A 24,713-nucleotide genomic window follows, 5' to 3' on the forward strand; every position below is an offset into this window, starting at 1 on the left:
AGAAAAGGACGGAATGGGGGTTCCGTCCTTTGGTGTGGTATGGAATTGCTGGTGATGCTTTTGGAAATTAGGAACCGGTTTGTTGGGATTTCCATGTGTCGTATTGAGTTTGCATTTCAGCAAGCATATTATCTACACCAGCATCTTTTAACTTCTGGATAAATTTAGGAAGATATTCATCTGGATTAACGGTTCCGGTGACTAGTGGTTTGTAATATTCACTGATCACATTATTAATCGCAGCGATCTCAGTCTGTACCGGTGTGGTGTCAAAGTTAAATCCTAATGCTGGTGCAGGGGTGTTATTGTCTTCGAACTTTTTGAATTGTTCTAACGTATCTTTAGGATACGATTGATCATAGTAGAACATATTCACATTTCCCCACATCCAACCATAACCGTAGTCATAATCTGGATTAGCGGCATCTACACCTTTTGCAGGCTTGATAAATTGATCATCGACTTTAGTATAATCTTGTCCTTCAATACCGTGTACAAATAAGTTCGCTAATGTTGGATCAGTGTATAGCAAGTTAAGGAACATCATGGCACGTTCTGGATTTTTCGATGAACGAGGGATCGCATAGGCGCCGCCTTGAACATCACTGGTTTCCACAACGCCTTTACCTAGATTTTGATAATCCAATTCATATCCTAATTGAGCACTGCGTTTGTAGACATAGTTGGGAGCATATAGTAGAGAACCGGCAAACACTTTGCCTGCTTTCCAATCGTTTTCGCTCTGGTAATCGACATCTTTAGGTGTATAGCCTGCTTGATTCCATTTGTAAGCTGTCTCCACGAACTCTTTAAATTCAGGTGTATCATATTGATTGAAAATTTTATCGTCGGAACGGGCATAATATGGTTTGTCGCCTACATTGATGATACCCGGTAAGTTCCAGTCACCAGACATATGTTGGACAGGGAAAGAGCGATACATTCCTTCTGTACCATCTAAAGCAAGAATACTTGGATCTTTTTCATGTAAAGTCTGTAAGATCGGCTCCATGTCTTTCCAGGATTGAATACCTGCTACATTTAATTTGTATTTATCGACCAGGTCTTTACGGAATAAGACGCCTACTTGGTGACCGATTTCTTTGTAGATCGGTACAGCATATAATTCTTTGTTCACTGTCATCCCTTTCCACAGGGTATCAGGAATTGTTTTTTTCAAATCTTGTCCGTACTGATCCAGTAGTGGAGTTAAGGGTGTGAAAGCTTGCTTGGAGACGTTGGACAAATAGTTATTGGTCCATGAACTTGTAAATACGATATCCATAGGTTGACCCGATGCCAACATCACAGGTACTTTGGTTTCAAAGTCACTGCCTTCCATCGTTACTACTTTGATCGTAGCATTGATCTTCTGCTTCAGATATTCGTTCACTTTCTCCATCACTCGATCTTGACCTTTCATCGGCGTTGCATAATTGTAAAAGATCAATTCGACAGGAGCCAGCTTACCATCTGCTGTTGTTCCGTTACTTTCTTTGGAACCGCCACAGGCAGACAAGACAATAGATAACATCATAATCACGACTAGACTTAAAGACCATGCTTTTGATTTGCGTAACATAGACCCATCCCCTTTTTCGTTCTTTATCCATCTTCACTGCAAAATAATGTTATTAAACCGTTGTTTAAAGAATAATATGTACTTTTTTGTAATTGTAACGTACAGGGATTATTCTTTAGCCACTCCTTTAGAATTCTTCTTCTGGAATGGCTCAAACTTTGTATCTTTATTATCCTTCAGGCTGTCAGAAAGGTGTACCGTATTTTCTTTAGATTAGGTGGATATTTTTTCGGTAAGCGTTTTCTTACTTACTTTATACGGAACAGTGATGACAGATTTCATTACATTATCTGTATAATAAAAGCGTAAACCGAACATATTATCTTCATAATGCAACTTAATTCGCTGATGAATATTGCTAATTCCGATTCCATCTGAGCTATGCAATACTTCTTGCTCTCGATCCAAATAATCATTTAACAATGCTGTATCGGTTCCTGGGCCATTATCTTCTACAATAATGCGTACCACGATACCGTCTGTATAAGCGCGTAATACAATCTTACCTTGACCTGTAATTTGTTCTGTGCCATGTAGGATCGCATTTTCGATTAAGGGCTGAATAATAAATTTGGGCAATAAATAATCGTATAGTTCAGGTTCTATATCATAACTCACTTGAAAATTATCGCCATAACGAAGAGATTGAATATTGACGTAATTCTGCACATGCTCGATCTCTTGTCGTAATGGAACTTGTTCATTGGGTTGCTTAATACTGTATCTCAAAATATGAGCCAGTGAAGATACCATGGTGACAATATCATCTTCATTTTTACTAAGCGCCATCCAGTTAATCGAATCAAGTGTATTGTATATAAAATGAGGATTGATCTGAGCTTGCAAAGCTTTCATTTCGGCTTGTCGTTCTCGTTCGCCGCTTTCGATTACATCGTCTACTAATCCATTGATCCGTTTCATAAGATTATTGAACTGACGATATAACACACCCACTTCATCTTGCTCTGGTGGCTCAATAAATACATCCATTGTCGAGCCATCTTTGATATTTCTCATTACATTGGCTAATTTGATCACCGGACGTGCAATACTGTTGGACAAGAGTAGAGTAAAGCTTATTCCTGCTACAATAACAGCTACTGTAATTCCTACGATAATATCGAAAATAATCGATAACCGATCTGTAATATCACTATAAGGAATTAAGGCGATTAGATTCCAGCCCCATTTAAGCGGATACGTATCTGCAATATAGCGTGTCTGATTGTACTTAAGATCACTGGTTCCGCCGATATCCGTATACTGCAACACAGGTGCTAAGTCAGGTGTACTGCTAATATCCATTCCTTTTAAAGTAGGATTATTGCTATACAAGACTTGATTATTCTGATCTGCTAATAATAACTGTGTTCCCTGTGTCAGTCGTGACGCTTCAATCTGCTTACCAAATTCAGACGTATCAATCGCAATCACAATAACACCCATTTCATTAGTGGTATTGAGAATTAAGGGATTACGTACTTGCTTGGCAAAATAAACACGATCACGATCGTCATTTGCATAAAAGATATTTAATGTACCACTCAATTCAACGGTACGCTTAAACCACTCTTCATTTTCCGCTTCATCTGAATTAAAAAAGCGATTAGAGCCTGTTCCACCGGGTAACTTACTCAACTGCTCTAACTGAATCGTAGGTAATTCTGCGGCAACAGGAAATGTATTTTTGACAAAAAAAGTAGCTGAATACGTACTGACCACATTACTCAACGGCACATCCAGATACTTGATAAATTGCTGATTGATTGTATTAAGATCCCGATAACTTTCGATATCATCAAATGTCGCTTTGTTAAGAATATCAGCTATCGTTTTGTCTGTTGAAAAGTAGTATGTCGCCTGATCGATGCTATTCTCTACATTTTGCACATTACTGCGACTTTGAAGCATAATATTCTGCTGATCTTCCAGCAGTTGTTCTCGCATAATGTTCATAAATACAAAGTACAGTATTCCATTAGACAACAGTGCAGATAAAGTAATCAGCACGATAAATAAAACTGCAATTTTGATTTTAATGCTCGCTTTGGGGATAAAAGACATCGACTTGTTTTTGAACACGATTATTTCACCTCAGCATCAGCACGTACACTATGGTTCAGATATAGATTTCGATATTCTGAAGGTGTAATACTTTCTACTTTTTTGAATACACGGGCAAAATAATGCGGATCTTGAAAGCCTAATTTTTCCGAAATACTATAGATCGGCAAAGACGGATCAAGTAACAACTGTCTGGCTTGATCGATGCGTTTCTGCGTAATATATACATTTAATTTCACACCGGTATTTTGACTAAATACTGCACTGAGATACGCAGGTGAACGCTCCATATGATAAGCAATATCAGCAAGTGATAGATTTACATTGTAGATATTATCATGTACATACTGCTTCACATATTGCACTAATGAATGCTGACGATCTTCCTTCTTCTCGGTGGCTAGTTCATTGACCTGACGGAACAGATCATACGTAAATGATATTGCTTCATGACGGGTTTTGAGATTATAGAGATCATCAAAACGTGTCGATTTGGATTGTAATAACGTAGACGCTCGATCTCCGCCTACTCCTTGATAAAAATCAAATAAAATATTGAGTAGACGCATACATAATTCTTTGATCTCATTATGACTGGCTGTGGATAACGCTAATTCATGTTCAAATAGCTCTTTAAAAAAAAGTAGATTACTTGTTTTGAGTGCTTCATAGCAGTTCAGTTCCAATTGACGATTAAAAAGGGAAGAATAATGATGTAGCTTTTCGTTTTTGCGACGGGAGACTTCTTGAATATAAGTGGTTAATTGGCTGATTTCTTTGCGTCCCATAGGCTTGACGATATACGTATCTACTCCGTATTGCATCGCCTGACGAGCATAATCAAATTCTTCATGAGCACTGAGTAACACGATTGCTGTATCCGTCATTAATTCACGAATACGACAACATAATTCCAGACCATCCATGATAGGCATTTTGATATCGGTAATAATCAGATCAGGATGCAGACGCAAAGCAATTTCTAAAGCATCTTTGCCATTACGAGCTTCTCCGATCACTTCTGCTCCTAATTCTTGCCATGGAATAATATTACGAAGTCCGCGGGATACTATGACATCATCATCAACAAGTAATACTTTCATCACCTAGCCACCTTCTGTCGAAAATTGTGAAATTGTGTCGTGATCGATTAATTACGCTTATCTTACCGTTATTCTTTAGTTCATGACAAGTCTTCTTACATCTAATTTCACTTGTTTTCGAACTAAATTTTTCGTTTTTTCAAAATGATAACGCTATCAAAAATCTGTACATTAAAAAAAGATAAAGAAAAAGGGCTTAGAAAGCCCAATTTCCTTGACGAAATACAGGTTCGATCGTTCCATCTGCTAATTCTCCGTCAATATCCAGTTGATCTGATCCTACCATAAAGTCTACGTGAGTTAAGCTTACATTTGCACCTTTGCTTTGTAATTGCTCTTTCGTCATTTGTGTACCCCCTTCAATATTGGTCGGGTACGCACTACCTAGCGCAAAGTGACAAGAAGCATTTTCATCAATACCGGTATTATAAAAGACTCGTTTTAAATGTGAAATGGGTGAATCGTAAGGAACCAACGCAATTTCTCCTAGATAAGAAGCACCTTCATCTGTTTCCAAAAGAGAAGTTAAATGTTCACGTCCTGATGTCGCTTGATAATCAATCACTTTGCCGTCTTTAAACGTAAGTTCGATTCCTTCAACCAGACGACCGTTCAAGTTAAGTGGTAATGTGCTTCTCACTGTTCCATTTACGCCTGTACGGTGAGGCATACTGTACACTTCTTCTGTAGGCATATTGGCAACAAAGTAAACGCCTTTTTCATTTTCGCCACCGCCACCACGCCATAGATGACCTTCTGGCAAGACAACGTGTAGATCGGTGCCTGGTGCACGGTAATGTAAGCTCTTATAGCGTTTAGCATTGAGAATATCCTGACTTTTTTTCAAATGATCAATATGATCTCTCCAAGCGGCGACCGGATTATCTGAACCGACACGATTCATCTGGAATACCGCTTCCCACATCGCAGATACACGTTCTTCTTCTGGCAAATCTGCAAATACTTTATTCGCCCAAGCTTGTGTAGGGGCTTTGATTAATGACCAGCTAATTCGGCTATTCCGTGTATATCCCTGATAATTTTCACGAGCAATCGCTGCTGCTTTAACAGCTGTAGATACTTTCCATGAATCAACTCCTTTGAACAATTCAGGATCTGGCACTTTAATATGTAAAATCGCTCCGCCTTCTTCAGCGAATTTCTCCAACATATCAGCATGCCACTGAGGATAATAGCCAAATGACTCGTCTGTTGCTTTTTCATAACGAATACGAGTAATCTGTTCGTCATCCCAATCGACCTGTACATACTTCGCCCCTGCTTCATACGCTTTGCCAACAATCAGACGAGTTAAGTCGACTGTTTCTAAAGGCGCTTGTACGATCAGTACTTGTCCTGGCTGAATATTCACGCCGACTTTAACAACAAGTTCTGCATATTTTTCTAACATTAATTTGAATTCACTCATTTTCTTCGCCCCTTTATGATCTTTTGTAATCACGTTACGAACAAGTAATGCAAGAATCAATTATAGATGATTTATAACTTAACTACTTAGCAAGTATATTCTTTTCATCTTGAATCAATGCTATCTATTATACTCTTTATCATCTCAAACCACACTATTTAAACCAATTGATCTTTGGATTATCTATCTTATCTGAATTAGGAGGAGCCACCTACCTATAATCCTATACACAAAAAGCACAATCTTATCCTCTGCAATAGAGTCATAAGATCGCGCTTTTTTCATAGCATATTTAACATTATCAGTGCATATTTAGCATGATGAATGGTATCAATCTCTGCTCAAAAGTACTGATTTGACAAGGATTAGCTTGCCTGACGTGCTGTTTTGGTAACGTTATGGTCTAACCAGCTTGTCCGCCATTTGATCTGCATAATTACTAGCAAGCTAAGGCAACATAACACAATAATACTGAGCATAATAAATCCTAATGTATAGGAGCCTGTCGCTTTGTATAGATTGCCCAAAATAAGAGGTAATGCATATCCGCCTAATCCACCTGCCGCACCTACAATCCCTGTCATTAGACCAATCTCATTTCCAAATCGTTGAGGCACTAATTGGAACACAGATCCATTCCCTGCCCCCAGACACATCATACCGACAAAGAGTAAGCTGACAACTACCGGAAGTGGTGGTAAAAACGAAACACATGCTAACATGATGCCTGCACCTGAATATAGATACATCAACATCTTGGTTCCACCGATACGATCTGCCAGAAATCCACCTACCGGACGGAAAAAGCTTCCTGCTATCACACAAATAGTAGCAATATCTGCCGCTTGTACGGCTGTTAATCCATATTGAGTATTAAAGAAAATCGTTAAGTAATTGGCAAGCCCTACAAACCCACCAAAGGTCACACAGTAGAATGCACAGAATACCCATGCATCTCGTTGTTTAAGTACAGTAGCATATTGAGATAGCTTTTTAGGTTCAGGACGGTTAGGACTGTTTTTAGCAAAAATCGTAAAGAAAATAAAAACAAGTATAATCGGAATCATGGCAATTCCAAATACAATTTCCCAGCTTCCAAAATGTTGAGCCAGTCGATTAGCAAATAAAGTAGCGATAACGGTTCCGCTATTCCCTGCCCCGGCTATCCCCATCGCAAGCCCTTGATGTTCTTTAGGATACCATTGCCCAGCAAGTGGTAAAGCAGCGGCAAAAGATGCGCCTGCTATCCCTAGCAATATCGCTACAACATACAATTGCTCTAAAGATTGCACCCATTGCCAGCCTAATAATAGTGGAATCAATGTTAAGATCATTCCGATCTGTGCGGTTAATTTGGGACCAATATAATCAGACAAGAATCCTAAGACTAAGCGTAAAATCGAACCACCTAGAACCGGTAAAGCGACTAACTGTGCTTTTTGTACAGGATCCATCGGATAATCGAGCGCAATAATTACACTAAGCGGCCCAATCATCCCCCAGATCATAAAGCTGATATCAAAGTACAAAAAAGAACCTAATAATGTAGGCTTATGCCCGCTTTGCCAAAAACTTTTTTTGTCCATCATTGTGTATCATCCTCTCCACAGTGTGTTTATTTTTTTCTATAGGTAATCATAAAAAAAGCCGCAATTTGCCCTTATATTGCTGAAGGACAAGTTGCGGCTTCATTGCCGTTGTTACATGGTACACGTCATTGTGTGCCATGAGATAAATAATATGAGTGGTGTGCGATTGTCTGTCATCAAAAATGTGAATTTGATTCAAATTATATGAACGACTGACTAATATGTCAATATAATTAACTTAAATTCTATTTATTTTTATTTTGTGTTAATTATATTGACATTAAAAGATTGATCTATTACTCTTATCTATAAGATTTCACACAATGGAGTGTGATGATGTAACGGCAACGATGCCCTTTTCCAGAATACGGAGAAGGGCTTTTTCTGTGTAAATAACGATGCACCTTTGAAATAGAGACAAAGGAGGAACTTGTTATGCGACAACAATTAGTAGTTATCGGCAATGGCATGGCAGGTGTACGCTGTGTCGAAGAGATTTTAAAGTTAGCCCCTGATGATTTTGAAATTACGATTTTTGGTACTGAACAACACCCCAATTATAATCGTATTTTACTTTCCAAAATATTACAGGGTGAACATACATTTGAACATATTATTTTGCATGATTGGTCATGGTATCAACAGCAACAGATCACTTTATATACTAACGAAACAGTCACCCACGTCGATCCCGATACTCGCACGCTGACCACCGCTTCAGGTCTACAACAGACTTACGATACCCTTATTTTTGCTACAGGTTCTATTCCGTTTATTCCGCCTATTCAAGGTTCTGATAAAAAAGGAGTTATTTCTTTCCGTACCGTTGAAGATTGCGAACAAATGAAAACTTATGCTCAGAAATATCGTCAAGCGGCTGTAATTGGTGGGGGGTTACTCGGTCTAGAGGCTGCGCGTGGTCTGCTTCATTTAGGGATGGAAGCTCATGTTATTCACAATGCTTCATACTTGATGAATCGACAACTGGATCAACTTTCTGCACAATTGCTACAACAAGAACTGGAACAACAAGGGATGAAATTTCATCTGAACCAAAATACGACTCGAATTACCGGAACTACGCGTGCGCAAGGGTTACGTTTTGCCAGTGGAGATAAGTTAGCGGCTGATCTGGTTGTACTGGCTGTTGGTATACGTCCTCATATCCGCTTAGCCGAATATGCAGGGCTACATGTTAAGCGTGGCATTGTAGTCAATGATTATATGCAGACTAGTATTGAACATATTTATGCTGTAGGCGAATGTGCAGAACATCAAGGCATCACTTACGGCTTAGTCGCTCCACTCTATGAACAAGGTAAAGTGCTTGCCCAGCATATTTGTCAGCAACGTCCTTATCGTTATCAAGGGTCTATCCCTTATTCTCAGTTAAAAATATCCGGTGTATCTGTATTTTCAGTCGGTGATACGACTGCTCCTGATTGTGAACCTGTTATTCAGCAATATGATGGTGTACGCAAAACATACAAAAAAGTGAGTGCTGTTGCAGGCAAAATTACAGGGGCGATTTTATATGGAGATACCGCAGAAGGCATTGCATTATTAGAAATGGTCAAACAAGGTGCATCTGTGGAGTCCTATCTTCATCCATTAGAATCTACGGCTACATTAAGCGAACAACAATCACAAAGCCCCACCGATATAGCTACTGCCAAATTAGAACATACCGCTACAGTCTGTGCTTGCAATGCAGTAACTAAAGCGACGATCTTGCAATCGATACAGACTCATGGATTGCAGACAGCAGATGAAGTTCAGCAACATACCAAAGCATCTGGCTCATGCGGAGGTTGTCGTCCGATCGTCGAATCCCTTGTGCGTTATAGCTTGGCAGATAATCAGGCACAAGCAGATCCAACAACGGCTATAGATCCTCTTTTAATAATAGAGCTTCCAGAGCATCCTGATACCGTACCTATCTGTTTATCGACATCGTTAACTCATACTGCTCTTAAAGAACAGGTCAAAGATAACATATGGAACAATACTCCAGAGATGATATCTCCATTCATATTGCACGATCATGATTGTAGCACTTGCCGTACAACGATTCATTATTATCAGCATCTGTATTCAGCGAATGCTGTAGCGCAGCTAGATACCTATCGCTTACCTTATGCACAGCTATTATTAGATCGGAACTTACTTTCTTCTGATGCTATTGGTCAACAGGTTACAGATTCTAATGATGTGATCCATCAGATCAAACAATGGCAATCCAATATAGAACAGATGCCCCTACCGCATACAGTCAATATAGCGATAGCCCTTGATATCTATTCCCCTGTTAGTGTACGAGTACAAGACATCGGCATATTATATTCACCAGCAGGTTGGGAAATAAGTATAGGAGGATGCGCTACAGATCCTATTCAAGCATCTTCATTATTAACCACAGTAGAACATATCTCAGATGTACTGTACGTAGTGAATATTGCTCTGGAATTGTATCGTTATGATTCATATTACAGCGAACCTTTATGGCATTGGATGGAACGTACAGGGATACTTCCACTGCGAGAACAGGTATTATCTTTATTTTACAATGAAGCGATCACTCATTCGAATGACGACCGTGAAGGAGGCGGAACTTATGATGCACACGCAATGTCCTTTTTGCAGCGTACAATGTAAAATCACTCTTCATTCCTCCGAATCTACAACATTACATCCTACTCTGCCTCTGATGACTTATCAGGCAGAAGGTACACCTAATGCGGCTTCACAAGGTCGTCTATGTATTAAAGGCATGAATGCTCATCAACATGTGTTCAACCGTGAACGATTGAAATATCCACTTATTCGTCGTCAAGGAGAGCTTGTACGTGCTTCATGGCAAGAAGTGAACGATTATATAGCCAACCGTCTACAACAGTCTATTCAACAATCCGGACGAGATGCCATCGGTATCTATGGTGGAGGTTCGCTCACCAATGAGACTGCATATCTATTAGGCAAATTCGCCCGTGTTGCGATAGGTACCAAATATATTGATTATAATGGACGTTTTTGTATGTCTGCCGCCGCTTCGGCTGGAAGTAAAACATTCGGGATCGATCGTGGATTAACATGTCAGTTGTCCGATATTCCATTAGCTAAATGTATTATTCTGGCGGGTACCAATATTGCTGAATGTCAGCCTACCTTAATGCCTTATTTTAACCAAGCCAAAGAAAATGGAGCACAGATTATAGTTATAGATCCCAGAGTGACTGCAACGGCTACAATAGCAGATATTCATTTGCAAATTCGCCCCGGTACAGATGCATTGTTAGCTAACACCATGCTCAAAATCATGTTAGAACAAGATTGGATCGATCATGAATTTATTAAAAAGCGTACCAACGGATATGAGGAGTTAGCCGAGCTTGTCCGCGATATTGATATAGAACAGACAGCTAGCATTTGTGATGTACCTGCCGCATTTATTTATCAAGCAGCCCAAGTCTATGCTCAGGCAAGTACAGGTATTATTTTTACAGCTCGTGGCGTCGAACAACAGACCGATGGGCATTTAGCTGTCCGTTATTTTCTAAATCTGGTATTAGCAACAGGTAAAATTGGTAAACCTGGTTGTGGATATGGAGCCGTTACCGGACAAGGCAACGGGCAAGGTGGACGAGAACACGGACAGAAAGCAGATCAATTACCCGGCTATCGTTCTATTGAAAATCCAGCAGATCGTGCTTATATCTCTTCTGTCTGGAATATTGATCCTGAAGATTTACCAGATAAAGGAGTATCTGCTTACGAGATGATGGAACTTATTGATCAACAACAGATCACTACTTTATTCGTAATGGGTTCCAATCCTGTAGTATCTAATCCTAATATTCCACTGGTACGTGCTGGATTAGAGAAATTAGACTTGTTGATTGTAGCTGACTTATTTCTATCAGAGACTGCGCAATTAGCAGATATCGTGTTGCCTGTTACTGCCTATTTAGAAAATACAGGTACATTAACCAATTTAGAAGGTCGGGTACTGTTACGAGAAGCAGCCCGCCCTATTCCATATGAAAGTAAACATGATTGGCAGATCCTATGTGAGTTAGCCCGAGCACTTGGTCAGCATACAGGTTTTGATTTTGCACAGGCGGAAGATATCTTTAATGAATTACGGTTAGCCAGTCGTGGCGGACTTGCTGATTATTACGGTATTACTTATGATCGTCTACGTACAGAAGAAGGAATATACTGGCCTTGTCCTTCGCTAGATCATTCAGGTGTACCTACGATGTTTGCAGATTCGTTTGCTCATCCAGATGGTCGTGCTGTATTTACATCGATTGCTAATGTAGCAACCAAAGATACGATTTCTTCAGATTATCCTCTGCTGATGACTAATGGACGTGTGCTTGCGCATTATTTAACAGGGGTACAGACCCGACGCAGTGCTACATTAACAGCACGCGAACCAGAGAATTTTATGGAGATTCATTCTCAGACTGCTAAGCGATATCATATTAAAGATAACGATTGGGTTGAAGTCTCTTCGGCTCGAGGTTCATTTACTATTCGTTGCCGGATCAAAAATCATATTCGTGAAGATACATTATTCGTCCCGATGCATTGGGGTGGTGCCCAAAATGTAAATCAAGCTACTGACCCTACACTGGATGCTTATTGTAAAATGCCAGGCTTTAAAGTATCTGCTGTATGTATTCGTCCGGCTTCATTACGTTATCTATAATATACAGACGATCATAATCTCTAAATCTGATATATTCAGGTTTGGAGATTTTTGTATTTATACAATATATCGCCCTTGTGAACCATCGTATTTGCTCTATAACTAATGTATGCTAGAACTATCTGTAAATGACTTATTCTTTCATTTATTCGGCTTACTTTTTCTCTATTATTCTCACGAGGAGGGCAATATATGCAAATTAGACGTGTTCTTACACATGAACTGAAGCAAGCCGCTTTGTTAGCAGAAGATGTATTTTGCGCAGATGGAGATCGATATATGGAGTCCTCTTTCCCTGCTCTTTTTCAGACAGGTATAAGTCACTCTTATGGTGCATTTACACCGGAAGGTGTATTGGTTTCTTTTATGGGAATGGTTCCGGTACAGATTCAATCCGGTACATATACAGTATCCGCCTATTCGATCGGGGCAGTCTGCACTCATCCTGATTATCGCGGGCAAGGATTAGCTGGACAGCTATTAGAGTTGTGTAGACAACATGCACGTTCAGCTGGAGCTTCAGTGTTATTTATATCAGGAGATCGTTCATTATATACACGTGTAGGAAGCGTACCCTTTGGACAAATCAGTGTATTTGAATTATCTACAGCTTCCTTTAGCACATTACCAGATGCTAGTTTGCATTTAAGTTATCGTGATCTTTTACCACAGGATATTTTTGCTGTTGCTCATCATATTCAAGCACAATATGCTCATATTCGTTGGGGGCTTGGCGATTTACAGCAGTTTATTGCTGCTCACCCGATGGCTAATATTAACAAACAGCAACAACATATTCGAGTCGCAGAGACGGCTGATCATCAGGTCGCTGGTTTTGTGATTTTGTCTATTCCATATGAAGAAGATACTGCAACATCCCGAATCGGTAGTGTGATTGAATATGGTGGTGATCCTGAAGTGGTCTATCAATTATTTGTAGACGCGATCACTCATTATCAGCTCTCTTCTCTTACCATTCGTATTCCGTGGCAAGACAAATCATTAATCGATCTATTTCTTAAAGCAAATATTCCTGTAAGTATTGAGAAAAATGGCGGTACCTTGCTGGTAATAGATCATGATCTTCTTTTAGAACAGACGGGTGTGCACGACTTTTTGAATGCTCATAATATCAAAGTTCAATTAGACAATGGTTATGCACTACATACACCATCTGCTTCTTATCCTTTCAATAGTGCGCAAGAATGGTATGATCTGCTTTTTGATCCTGCTGCTACACTTACCGTTGAGATGAATTTGGCTTTCCCTACTGTCCCTTTACCTTATCTATATGGATTATATTTTATCTGAACTGTTTAACAATTAGAGTTCAAGGGTTGTAAAAAGATATACCGCTTAAGAAAGAAGGAACATATAAATATGAAAGATCGGAGTATTCTAACTGATTATGTCCAAAAGCATTGGCGATATTATCTACTCGCTGTCAGTCTGATCATTCTGTCTAATATCGGGCAGGCTGCAATTCCCCGTGTACTGGGGCAATTTACAGATGCTCTGCTGAATGGTGGAATACAGTATCAAATGATTATTGAATACAGTCTGATATTAGCTGGAATTGGGATTATGTATAATCTTTTTTTCGGTGCTGGACAATTCACAGTCATGCGCTTAGGACGCAAATTCGAATTTGAAATGCGTCAAAGTCTTTTTAGCAAGTTCTCTACACTAAGTGAATATTACTTTTCCAAACAAGGTACAGGTAAATTATTAAGCTCAATGACCAATGATGTGAACTCGGTACGTGAATCGATTTCGAATGGTGTGACCATGACCACCAATGCTATTTTTCTATTTTTATCATGTATTGTGATGATGTTACTCAGTCATATTCCACTGTATCTTATTCTGGTGAGCGTGGTTCCGATGGTGGGGATTCCTTTTCTAGTGATTTACTTTGGCCCACGCATTCGCAAACGCTCGCAAAATGTACAGGAATCGTTAGCTGTCATGACAGAATCGGCAGAAGAACAGTTAAGCGGGATTCGAGTGACGAAGACTTTTGCTATTGAACCTACGGCACGTCAGCGATTTGGTACAACAGTCAATCATATTCGTGATAATCAGTTGCATCTGGTACGAATGTCATCTCTATTTCAAGCGGCTGTCCCTTTTCTAGGTGCATTGTCGTTAGTTATTTCGTTACTATATGGAGGTTATCTAACGATTCAAGGTACGATTACGATTGGTAACTTTATTGCTTTGACTTTGTATTTACGCATTATGTCAGGCCCTTTGCAACAAATTGGTAACGTGATCAATATGATGCAACGTTCAGGCGCTTCTTTGGATCGAGTGAATCGTTTACTTGCCGAAAAGCCTGATATCGAAGATCATCCTGATGCGCAACCGCTCGCTTCTACCCCTGATCTCAAAATCGAACATTTATCATTTGCTTATCCGGGCAGTGAACGTTATGCCCTATCGGATATTAACCTGCATATCGAAGCTGGACAAACAGTAGGCATTGTCGGCAAAACAGGTTCTGGTAAAAGCACACTGGTGAAGCTATTATTGCGCCTTTACGATCCACCTGAAAATACCGTCTGGTTAGGTGGCACTGATATTCGGCAAATTTCACTGCAAAGTCTACGTTCTCGCATCGCTTATGTACCTCAAGATGGATTTTTATTCAGCACGACGATTCGAGATAATATTGCGTTCAGTGATCGGAATACACCGCTTGAAAAAGTAGAAGATCATGCACGACAAGCGATGATCTATGAGCCAATCTCTAATTTCCCAGAAGGGTTCGATACCAAATTAGGTGAGCGTGGTATCACTTTATCCGGTGGGCAACGTCAACGTACCAGTCTTGCTCGTGGATTGGTCAAAAAAGGGCCGATTCTAATTCTGGATGATAGTATGAGTGCTGTTGATGCTGTAACCGAAACAGGAATACTGAACAACTTAATTCGTGAACGAGATCAATATACGAACTTGATTATTTCGCATCGAATCAGTGCTGTTAAACATGCTGATCTGATTATCGTGCTCGACGAAGGTACGATTGTACAACAAGGAACCCATCAACAATTGTTGCAACAACAAGGCATCTATTCATCCTTGTATCAATTACAGGAAGAAGGGTTGCGCGCATGAGCCAGACATCTTCTACGACCAAAGCCAGTACATCCACCAGCGCTCCGATCCGATATGAAGCACTGCGTGCCATTTTAGCGTATGCTCGTCCACATCGTTGGACATTTGTTGGTATCTTCTTTGCCACGATGCTGGCGATTGCGGCTGATCTGTTACAACCGTATCTGGTCAAAATTGTGATCGATGATCATATTGCTGCCGGACAAAATGGTTTGCCTTTTTTAACAGGGATGGCGGCTATTTATCTTGGACTCGCAGTCGTTAGTTTTATCTTTTCTTATGTACAAAGTAATCTGTTGCAATATGTAGGACAACATATTGTAGCTAGTATTCGTAATGATCTATTCGCTCATATTACCAAATTACCGATGAGCTTCTTTGATCGCTCTAGTAGTGGTGGCTTGGTGACCAATGTATCGAGTGATACTGAGACGATCAGCCAATTTTTCACGCAAGTACTATTAAGTCTGATTCGTGATGGTATGATGCTTGTGTTTATTATTTACTTTATGTTCCGTCTGGATACAACACTTGCCTGGTATTCGATGATTACGTTACCTGTTATTGCCACACTAGCGATTTTGTTCCGGGGAAAATTACGACAGGTGTATCAATATACACGTAGCCGCTTATCCAAGTTAGTCGGATTTACAGCAGAAAACTTATCGGGCATGGGCTTAATCCAGATTTTCCATCAAGAAAAAGAACAGAAAAAACGATTTAATGAATACAATGCTGATTACTGGCAAGCTAATGTGGAACAATTAAAATCCAATGTATTTTTTAACCGTACCTTTGATATTTTGGGCAATATTGCACTCGTGTTAATGGTCTGGCTTGGAGGTATGGCTGTATTTAATAAGCAGATCGAAGTCGGGGTTTTATACGCTTTTATCAGTTATATTCGCCAGTTTTTTCAACCGATTAACCAGATTACGATGCAATGGAATACATTTCAATCGACCACTGTCTCAATGGATCGAATCTGGCGCATTCTCAAACTTCAACCACAGATTCAAGATCCTGCACCTGAACAAGCAGTGACGGTCGATCTAAACAAAGTCAAAGGCAAGGTGGATTTCAATCATATTTCATTCGGATATGATAAAGATCAGACGGTGATTCCTCATCTAGATCTGCATATTCAAGCAGGCGAAATGATCGGGGTTGTTGGGACAACAGGTGCTGGTAAAAGTACATTGATTGCTCTACTCAACCGTTTCTACGATGTGAATAAAGGCTCTGTAACGATTGATGATATTGATCTACGACATATGCCACAAGAAACACTACACCGAATAGTCGGATTAATTCAACAAGAACCGTTTTTATTTTCCGGTTCGATTATAGATAATGTACGAATGTTCCAACCACAGATTAGTGATGAACAAGTTATTGAAGCGTGTAAATTTGTAGGTGCGCATGAAATGATTACACGATTACCGTTAAAATATGATACCCGTCTATCCGAGCGTGGAAGTGGATTATCCGCAGGTGAGCGTCAATTGATTTCATTTGCCCGTATCGTAGTGTTCCGTCCGAAAGTATTGATTCTAGATGAAGCAACAGCCAATCTAGATTCACATACCGAACAACTGGTTCAGCAAGCGCTAGATACTGTATCCCATGGACGCACAACGATTGTAATCGCTCACCGTCTATCTACGATCATGCATGCCGATCGTATTCTGGTCATGGAATACGGCGAAATTATTGAGCAAGGAACTCATGCTCAATTAGTCGCTCAGCATGGAACGTATGCCAAATTATATCTTCATGCTAGACAATCGAATCAGCAAGTCATTCAAGCTTAAAACAAATAAATCCCTTTGATGCATACTCCTACAAGATTAAGGTCTGTCTTGACCTGATCCCGTATGCACCAAAGGGATTTTACGTTGTTCTATCATAGACTACCCATTATTTCAAAAGTCCAAGTAGATTCTTAGTAGGTGTACTTGTTGTAGGAGCCGTTGTTGTGCTAGTCGATGTTGTTGTTGGGACAACAGTAGTCGATGGTTTTGGCGTTAACAATGGACTGGTTACCGATATCAACGGTGCTGTTGTTGATGTTGTCGGTGCAGATACTAAAGGAATAGATGTATTGACTGTAATCACATTAGGTACAGTGATTGGAATATTAACAGATGTTGAACTTGTTGTTGTATTATTGGTTGTCGTATTCGTTGTTGTACTCACTGGTGTACTGATTGTATTGGTTGTTGGTGCAGTTGTCTGTACTGGCGTTGGTGTCGGTGTTGTTACTACCGGCGTTGGTGTTGGTGTAGTCTGCACTGGCACTGGTGTTGGCGTTGTTGCCACTGGCTCCGGTGTCGGTGTTGTTACTACCGGCGTTGGTGTAGTCTGCACTGGCACTGGTGTTGGCGTTGTTGCTACTGGCTCTGGCGTCGGTGTTGTTACTACCGGCGTTGGTGTTGGTGTAGTCTGTACTGGTGTTGGCGTTGTTGCTACTGGCTCTGGCGTCGGTGTTGGCGTCTGCACTGGTGCTGGTGTCGGTGTTGCGGTCTGCACTGGTGCTGGTGTCGGTGTTGTTACTTGTACTGGTGTTGGCGTCTGTCCTGTAACATTACCTACTGTGGTTAATACGGGCTTAACCATCGTTGCAGGCGGCGCATATATACCTGTTTTAATGATAGAAGGATCTGCTTTAGGTTTGGCACCTTGGTCTGCTACAGGATTCAATTGTCCGTAGACCGCTTCTACATATTTATCATATGCATTTTTGCTAATTTCCATTTTCATCTGATGCACTTTAGAAGTCAGCGTCATTTTATCTTCAGTGGAATCCACTTTGAATCCTTTGTTAAACAAATTCTTCATCGTTTCGTCCATATTTTCTTTAGTCAGTGCCATTCCGTTTTGAGCACCTAATTGGTAAAAGCTATTATTGGATAAAGCTTCATGAACTTGTTTGTGTATTTCTTGTTTACGCTCTTGTTGGTTATCAAAAAATTCATCCAATTCTTTATCTTTTGTTTCTTTTTGGTGTAATTCTTTTTTGTATTCTTTGTTACTTTCTATCTTTTGCTCTGCTGGCGTTTTATCCGGACGATTGTTATCTGTTGTAGCAGAATTAGTAGTAACAGGACTTTTCACAGTGCTAGCTGTAGCTCTAGTTGTAGAATCATTAGAGGACGAGGAGTAGTATGAATTCTGGCTAGCCGTCGAAGAGTAACTCGCATTAGATGTAATATTCATAAGGCAGTCTCCTTCACATATTGATATTTATTAACCAGCGAGCGGCGAGTATCTTCTTTCCATTCCAAAAACATAATAGTAATATTTATCCAAATTAGTATAGTAATAATTTACTGTTTAACGACTTAGTTAGCAAGGGTAATTTGAACTATAATTTTTAAAAAATTCCATAATTTGTAATCGAATTTTGTCGAATATTAACCGTTCTACAAAAAAAGATCTTATTCGACATGACTATTCGAATAAGATCTTTTACATTATTTTATTTCACTAATCCACCAGTCAAAATAGCTCCAATGGTATTTCCATTGTTAGTGGACGATGAAGGACCTGATGATGTTGTATGACTTCCAGACGATCCGTTTGCGGAAGTACTAGAATTACTATTATTAGAGCTGTTGGTGGTTCCCGTTGTAGAACTATTGTTGTTATTGGTTACAGGTGTTGGATCTGAGGAAGAAACAGGATCTGGTGTAACTGTGCTGTTGGTAGTAGTTGATGAAGTGGATTGAGAAGTTGAGTGTTCGGTCTGTGTTGTCGGTGAAGGAGATGAATGACTTGGTTCGGATGGTATTGATGTAGCTTTAGTTTCGGCTACCGAGTTCTCTGGATAGACAGGAGCAGGCGAATCTTCGATATCGGTATACGCTTCTGCTATTTCTTTGCCATATACTGTTTTGACATATTGATTATACGATTCTTTGCTAATCTCGAGCTTGAGTTGATGGAGTTGAGAGCTAATCGTTAATTTTTGCTCATCGGTTTCTATTTGAAAACCTTTGGCGACAAGATGTTTGACCGTATCTTCATAATTGTCTTTATTCAATGCTAGCTGATTATCAATGCCGATCTGTGCAATCCCCTGATTGGCTAACATCTCATAAGCCATTTTGTTGATTTCTTCTTGTTTCTTTTGTTGCTTTTCAAAAAATTGATCAGCTTCCTGTTTTTTTAATTCTTTTTGCTGATCTTCTTTTTTGTATTGCTTGGTTTCTTCTAATTGCTGTTCTTGGAGACTTTTTTCGCTGGTTGGTAAGGCTGAGGTTTTGACATCATGATCTGTTTTGGGTAACGATCCAGAGGGCTTGTTAACCGAGTCTTGGCTAGCTGATGCGTTGTATCCGGGATTACTAGCTCCCGCATAGCCTGTAGATGAAGAAATGTTCATCATTCGTACTCCTTTTTTTGAAATAACTCCCTTTTTTTATTAAGTTAGTTAGCATTATTAATAGTTCAAATTTACTATTAATTATACTTTTCGACAAGGGTATTAAGACCCAAACGCAAAAAGATACTTTCCTTTTGGAAAGTATCTTTTTGGATACTATTTATGTTGTAAAATAATCATTCTGCGTTTTGCCTAGCCAATGCTCGATACGAAGCAATACTTGTTGCATTTCCAGTGGCTTACTCATGTAATCTGAAGCTCCGGCTTGAATTGCTTTTTCACGATCTTCTTTCATTGCTTTGGCAGTGAGTACAATAATCGGCACCTGCGCATATCCATACAGATTACGAATCGTACGCATCGTCTCATACCCATCTAATTGTGGCATCATAATATCCATCAGAATGAGATCAATATCCTGTGTCATATGCAAAATTTCCAGAGCATCTCGACCATTTTGGGAAATCAGGATATTAACACTATGACGCTCTAACAGACTTGTTAAAGCATACACATTCCGAATATCATCATCAACGATTAGAATTTTCTTACCATCTAGACCTTCATATTGTTCTGTATTGAGATCAGTTGGAGTCAGGTTAATCTTATTTTCGTTATCGTGCAAAGCTAAGCGGTCTGTTTCAGCATATGATGCAGCTAGACGTGCTGACTGAATCGGTAGATTGAGATCCGAATCAGTATCCATAACATTCAGCGACTCTTTTTCAAAAAAGACGGTGTGACTGATCGGCTCTGCTACTGTAAACAATTCACTCTCATCATTAGGATCCGACTCCAAACAAGGAATATAGAACGTAAAGGTACTACCTTCACCCACCTGACTTTCCAATGTAATCTCTCCGCCTAACAAATGAGCCAATTGTGAGGAAATCGACAATCCTAATCCTGTACCACCATATTTGCGAGCGGTAGCTCCATCAGCTTGTCTAAAGGCTTCAAAGATTAAGCGGCTATTTTCAGGTGAAATGCCTATACCTGTATCACGAACAACAAAAGCAATCATTGGTTGATCCGATTGATATTCCTGCGTCTGTACACGATCTAACTTCTCAATCGTTAACGTGACACCGCCCACTTCAGTAAATTTGAAAGCATTGGATAATAAGTTACGAAGCACTTGCTGTAGACGCATATCATCGGAGTAGATCAGATCAGGCACATTATCTTTCACATCAATATCGAAGTAAAGGTCACGCAATGCCGCACCTTCTTTGAAATAACGCTCCATTTGTTCAGGAATCGCTTGAGTGCTGACTGGATCGATCTCAATATGCATTTTACCGGCTTCCACTTTGGATAGATCAAGAATATCGTTGATCAGATTAAGCAAGTCTTTACCTGAATGATGAATAATCGAAGCATATTCTTGCTCTTTCTCTGTTAACGTATTCGCGCTATTTTCAGACAGAATTTGTGAAAGAATTAGCATACTATTAAGCGGTGTGCGTAATTCATGAGACATATTTGCCAGAAATTCTGATTTGTACCGTGAGCTCACTTGTAGCTGTTGTGCATATTTATCCAGTTCAATCGCTGTGCTTTCCGCAGCCATCTTACCTTGTTCCAAACGTTCATTCAGCATCTGTAATTCTTCAGTCTGCATATGCAGTTCATCTGCTTGGGTCTGAAGTTCTTCGGATTGGACTTGTAATTCTTCTGATTGAACTTGTAGTTCATAGTTCATATTCTGAGAATCATGATACATCTGCTCAATCTTTTTACGAATCAATAATGAATTCATCGTTACTGCAAAAATATTGAGTAAATGTTCAAATAAATCGGATTGTTCGATCGTCATTGGCTCGATAAAAGCAATTTCAACAACTGCTAGTACTTTACCTTCAAACATAATCGGAGCCGCTACTAAAGCTTTGGCTTCGGTACTACCCAGACCTGAATTAATCTGAACATAACCTTTAGGAAGCGGACTGTACGTTAACATTCTTTTTTCAACAATACATTGCCCTGCTAATCCTTCGCCTTCTGTAATATAAGCTGCACCTAATTCAATATCTGTATGATGTGCGGCAAATGAAGCTGTTTTGACCCAGCCTTCTTCTTCATTTTCGCTATCATAATAGACCACTCCATATGAAGCATCAAACCATTTATTCATTTTGGTTAGTAATGCAGAAGATAGCGATTCTATACGATCAGATTCTTGAAAACGAGTTGATGCAATCGCAATCTGGTCTTTGATCCAATTCTCATGCTGGACATGATCCAATAATTGATTGGTCGCTGTACCCAGTTCTGCAATCTCATCACGGGTACGAATAGTGATCCGTTTGTTCAGATCGCCACCTTCACCAATATCATGAATCGTATCGGTGACATCGCGTAATGTTCGTACAATCTGGCGAGCAATCACCCATGCTGTTATCAACGATACAATCGCAACCACAATCCACAAGGTCACCATCGCTACAAATAAACGTTGATTGCTAGCAGCAATACTTTCAATACGTGCATCTGTGAGTGCTTTTTCAGTGACTCGAAAAGCTTCTAACTCACTACGTAATCGATCAATCTGTTGCTTACCCGGATCGACTTTGAAAAATTGCGTAATTCCAGCTTCATCGTTATTACGTCTCATCTGTAGAACAGGATCGCCAGCATCTTCAATCCATTTCTCTATACCTGACTTGATCGTTGTCAAATTGCTACGTTGCAATTCGTTATCTTCCACTAGAGTGACTAACTTGTTATAATCAGATTCCCATTGCAGAACCCCATTATTGTAGGGATCCAGATAACTATCATCACCGGTCAAAGCAAAGCCGCGCTGTCCTGTCTCCATATCAAGCACATGCTTTTCGATCAGATTGGTTAAGTTATGAACTTCCAGATCATGATCATTTATATATCTATTTTCCTGTTCTAATTGATTCACACGTCCAGACATCATCAATAACACAACGCCTACGCATAAAATAATCACAACATACCCAGAAATAATTTTGGTGCGAATACTCCAATTTGCACGCTTGGGCAATCGTAAAACCTCCAATACCTACTCCATATTCCGCAATCTAATCGGTTCTCGCTTCATTATTTTACTGCAAACTTTAATGAAAAGGAATCTATTTCTTGCATATGCAATTATTTTTTATTATCGGCTTTCTAAATTAGATCAATGAACGCAAATTCATCTTTGACCGATATTCTTGAGGCGTGATTCCTTCGAGCTCACGAAATACTTTGGAGAAGTGTCGACTGCTCTCGAATCCGACCTGTTGACTGATTTCGTTTAATCGACAAGAGCTCTCGATCAGTAACAATTTTGCTTTGGCAATACGTACTTTTTTCAAATAAACGACAAAGCTTTCTCCGGTATAAGCTTTGAATGCTTCACTAAAATAAGAATAATTCAGCGACACATGATTGCTTACAATCGCCATATTTAGTGGACGATCATAATGCGCATGAATAAATTGGACGGCTTCTTTGAGATGTTGAGGTTGAGTATGGATTAAGCGTAATTGCCGGATATAATCATCCAGACAGATCAATACATTTTCCAGATCGTGAAAATAATCCTGAAAGTAACGATAATGATTTAGGTTGCCTACACGCCGATAAAGACGCAATACTTCAACTGAAGCTTCTCCATAGTGTCTGAAAATCTCATCTAAGACTTGCTCATTGATCTGCTGAGCTACTTGTTCAATATAAGCTAAAGGAAGATAGATAAGTTCATGAATCCGAAAAATCTGATACAGTCGTTGCTCAATCTCTGGATCACGATCACTCCCCAGCGTATTACCTAACAAACGGATCTCTTCTTCAGGAACACTCCATGTCGAAAAAGTCTGCTGAATCAATGAATAACGGATCAAATAAACACCGGGATGAAGAAATCCATAATTAAGTGCCTGACAGGCTTGATCATAATAATGAGGAATATGTTGCAATAGACTGCCTTGTTTACTTACACCGATCAATAATCCTTCCACTTCCCGTTGTGCAGCAAGTTCAGCCAATTGTTCTAACGCATGAACTTCACTGGTTGGAATCAGCCAGACTAAGCGATCTTCACGATCATATAACTGGGCGACATACTGAATGGATGAACTGGAGCACAATCGACTGACCAGTACACCTAGCTCCTCTCGAGAAATAGAGGTACCTTCTTTATTTTTATACTGAAATACACATACAAGATAATGCTCTGGTAATACAAGCCCCTCTGCTACTTCAGAAAGAAGAGTTAGATCATTTTCAGAGGTGTACAACAGACGTTGTAATCGTTCTTGATCTTTTTGCAAATGATACTGTTCCACTTCAGCCAGACGAAGAGACACTAGATCACGCTTTTCTAACTCTTCTTCCAGTCGGTGCAACGCATCAAATAAGTCTTCACGCCGAATTGGCTTCAGTAAATATTCGCTAACCTGATACCGAATAGCGGCTTTGGCATACTCAAAATCATCATATCCACTCAGTACAATAACATACGGTTGAGTCGCTACAATCGATCTATCCAGACCACGCATTTGTTCCAAAAATTGCACACCATCCATAACAGGCATCCGAATATCAGTAATCACAATATCAATAGACATCTGCATCACTTTATCCAATGCTTCTTGACCCTGACGGGCATGAATACACTCATAATGGTTAGGGAACTCCCGTTCAATCATCACTTGCAGTCCTTGTCTAATATTCCGTTCATCATCTACGATTAATAGCTGTATCATC

14 protein-coding genes are annotated in these 24,713 nt (G+C 39.7%); 5 read left to right on the plus strand and 9 right to left on the minus strand.

Annotation, left to right across the window (positions count from 1 at the left end):
* Positions 1 to 67: 67 nt before the first annotated feature.
* From RCP16_RS13950 to RCP16_RS13970, 5 genes are all read right to left on the minus strand, one after another.
* Positions 68 to 1,582 carry an ABC transporter substrate-binding protein gene (locus RCP16_RS13950; RefSeq protein ID WP_137221051.1) on the minus strand — a complete coding sequence of 505 codons (1,515 nt, stop codon included), beginning with the start codon at positions 1,580 to 1,582 and terminating at the stop codon, positions 68 to 70.
* Positions 1,583 to 1,795: 213 nt separating this feature from the next.
* Positions 1,796 to 3,664, minus strand: coding sequence for a cache domain-containing sensor histidine kinase (locus RCP16_RS13955; RefSeq protein ID WP_308640567.1), 1,869 nt, complete (start codon positions 3,662 to 3,664; stop codon positions 1,796 to 1,798).
* A 2-nt stretch (positions 3,665 to 3,666) separates the two neighbouring features.
* A complete protein-coding gene (locus RCP16_RS13960; protein ID WP_308640568.1) occupies positions 3,667 to 4,749 on the minus strand; it encodes a response regulator in 1,083 nt (360 codons plus the stop codon).
* 196 nt (positions 4,750 to 4,945) lie between these two features.
* Entirely contained in the window at positions 4,946 to 6,178 is a 1,233-nt protein-coding gene (locus RCP16_RS13965; protein WP_308640569.1) for an aminopeptidase, read from the minus strand.
* 365 nt (positions 6,179 to 6,543) lie between these two features.
* The gene (locus tag RCP16_RS13970; protein ID WP_137221429.1) at positions 6,544 to 7,764 is read right to left on the minus strand and encodes a nitrate/nitrite transporter; all 1,221 of its coding nucleotides are present in this window, start codon (positions 7,762 to 7,764) and stop codon (positions 6,544 to 6,546) included.
* A 438-nt stretch (positions 7,765 to 8,202) separates the two neighbouring features.
* Here RCP16_RS13970 and RCP16_RS13975 point away from each other — a divergent pair, with 438 nt between their 5' ends.
* The 5 genes from RCP16_RS13975 (at position 8,203) to RCP16_RS13995 (ending at position 17,415) form a co-directional block, all read left to right on the plus strand.
* Positions 8,203 to 10,422, plus strand: coding sequence for an FAD-dependent oxidoreductase (locus RCP16_RS13975; RefSeq protein ID WP_308640570.1), 2,220 nt, complete (start codon positions 8,203 to 8,205; stop codon positions 10,420 to 10,422).
* Positions 10,334 to 12,481, plus strand: coding sequence for an assimilatory nitrate reductase catalytic subunit NasC (gene nasC / locus RCP16_RS13980; protein WP_371748100.1), 2,148 nt, complete (start codon positions 10,334 to 10,336; stop codon positions 12,479 to 12,481). The genes RCP16_RS13975 and nasC overlap by 89 nt, the downstream gene beginning before the upstream one ends.
* 192 nt (positions 12,482 to 12,673) lie before the next feature.
* Positions 12,674 to 13,792, plus strand: coding sequence for a GNAT family N-acetyltransferase (locus RCP16_RS13985; protein ID WP_308640572.1), 1,119 nt, complete (start codon positions 12,674 to 12,676; stop codon positions 13,790 to 13,792).
* Positions 13,793 to 13,861: 69 nt separating this feature from the next.
* Positions 13,862 to 15,601, plus strand: coding sequence for an ABC transporter ATP-binding protein (locus RCP16_RS13990; protein WP_069327835.1), 1,740 nt, complete (start codon positions 13,862 to 13,864; stop codon positions 15,599 to 15,601).
* Entirely contained in the window at positions 15,598 to 17,415 is a 1,818-nt protein-coding gene (locus RCP16_RS13995) for an ABC transporter ATP-binding protein (protein ID WP_308640573.1), read from the plus strand. The genes RCP16_RS13990 and RCP16_RS13995 overlap by 4 nt, the downstream gene beginning before the upstream one ends.
* 106 nt (positions 17,416 to 17,521) lie before the next feature.
* Here RCP16_RS13995 and RCP16_RS14000 read toward each other — a convergent pair whose 3' ends face one another.
* From RCP16_RS14000 to RCP16_RS14015, 4 genes are all read right to left on the minus strand, one after another.
* Positions 17,522 to 18,820, minus strand: a complete 1,299-nt coding sequence (locus RCP16_RS14000; RefSeq protein ID WP_308640574.1) for a hypothetical protein — start codon at positions 18,818 to 18,820, stop codon at positions 17,522 to 17,524.
* A gap of 262 nt (positions 18,821 to 19,082) precedes the next feature.
* Positions 19,083 to 19,988, minus strand: coding sequence for a hypothetical protein (locus tag RCP16_RS14005; RefSeq protein ID WP_308640575.1), 906 nt, complete (start codon positions 19,986 to 19,988; stop codon positions 19,083 to 19,085).
* 160 nt (positions 19,989 to 20,148) lie between these two features.
* Entirely contained in the window at positions 20,149 to 23,004 is a 2,856-nt protein-coding gene (locus RCP16_RS14010; protein WP_308640576.1) for a CHASE3 domain-containing protein, read from the minus strand.
* A gap of 133 nt (positions 23,005 to 23,137) precedes the next feature.
* Positions 23,138 to 24,712 carry a response regulator gene (locus RCP16_RS14015; protein WP_308640577.1) on the minus strand — a complete coding sequence of 525 codons (1,575 nt, stop codon included), beginning with the start codon at positions 24,710 to 24,712 and terminating at the stop codon, positions 23,138 to 23,140.
* Position 24,713 lies beyond the last annotated feature (1 nt).

The sequence above is a fragment of the Paenibacillus nuruki genome (genome assembly GCF_963311185.1).
In the GTDB taxonomy this organism is placed as follows: Bacteria; Bacillota; Bacilli; order Paenibacillales; family Paenibacillaceae; genus Saccharibacillus; species Saccharibacillus nuruki.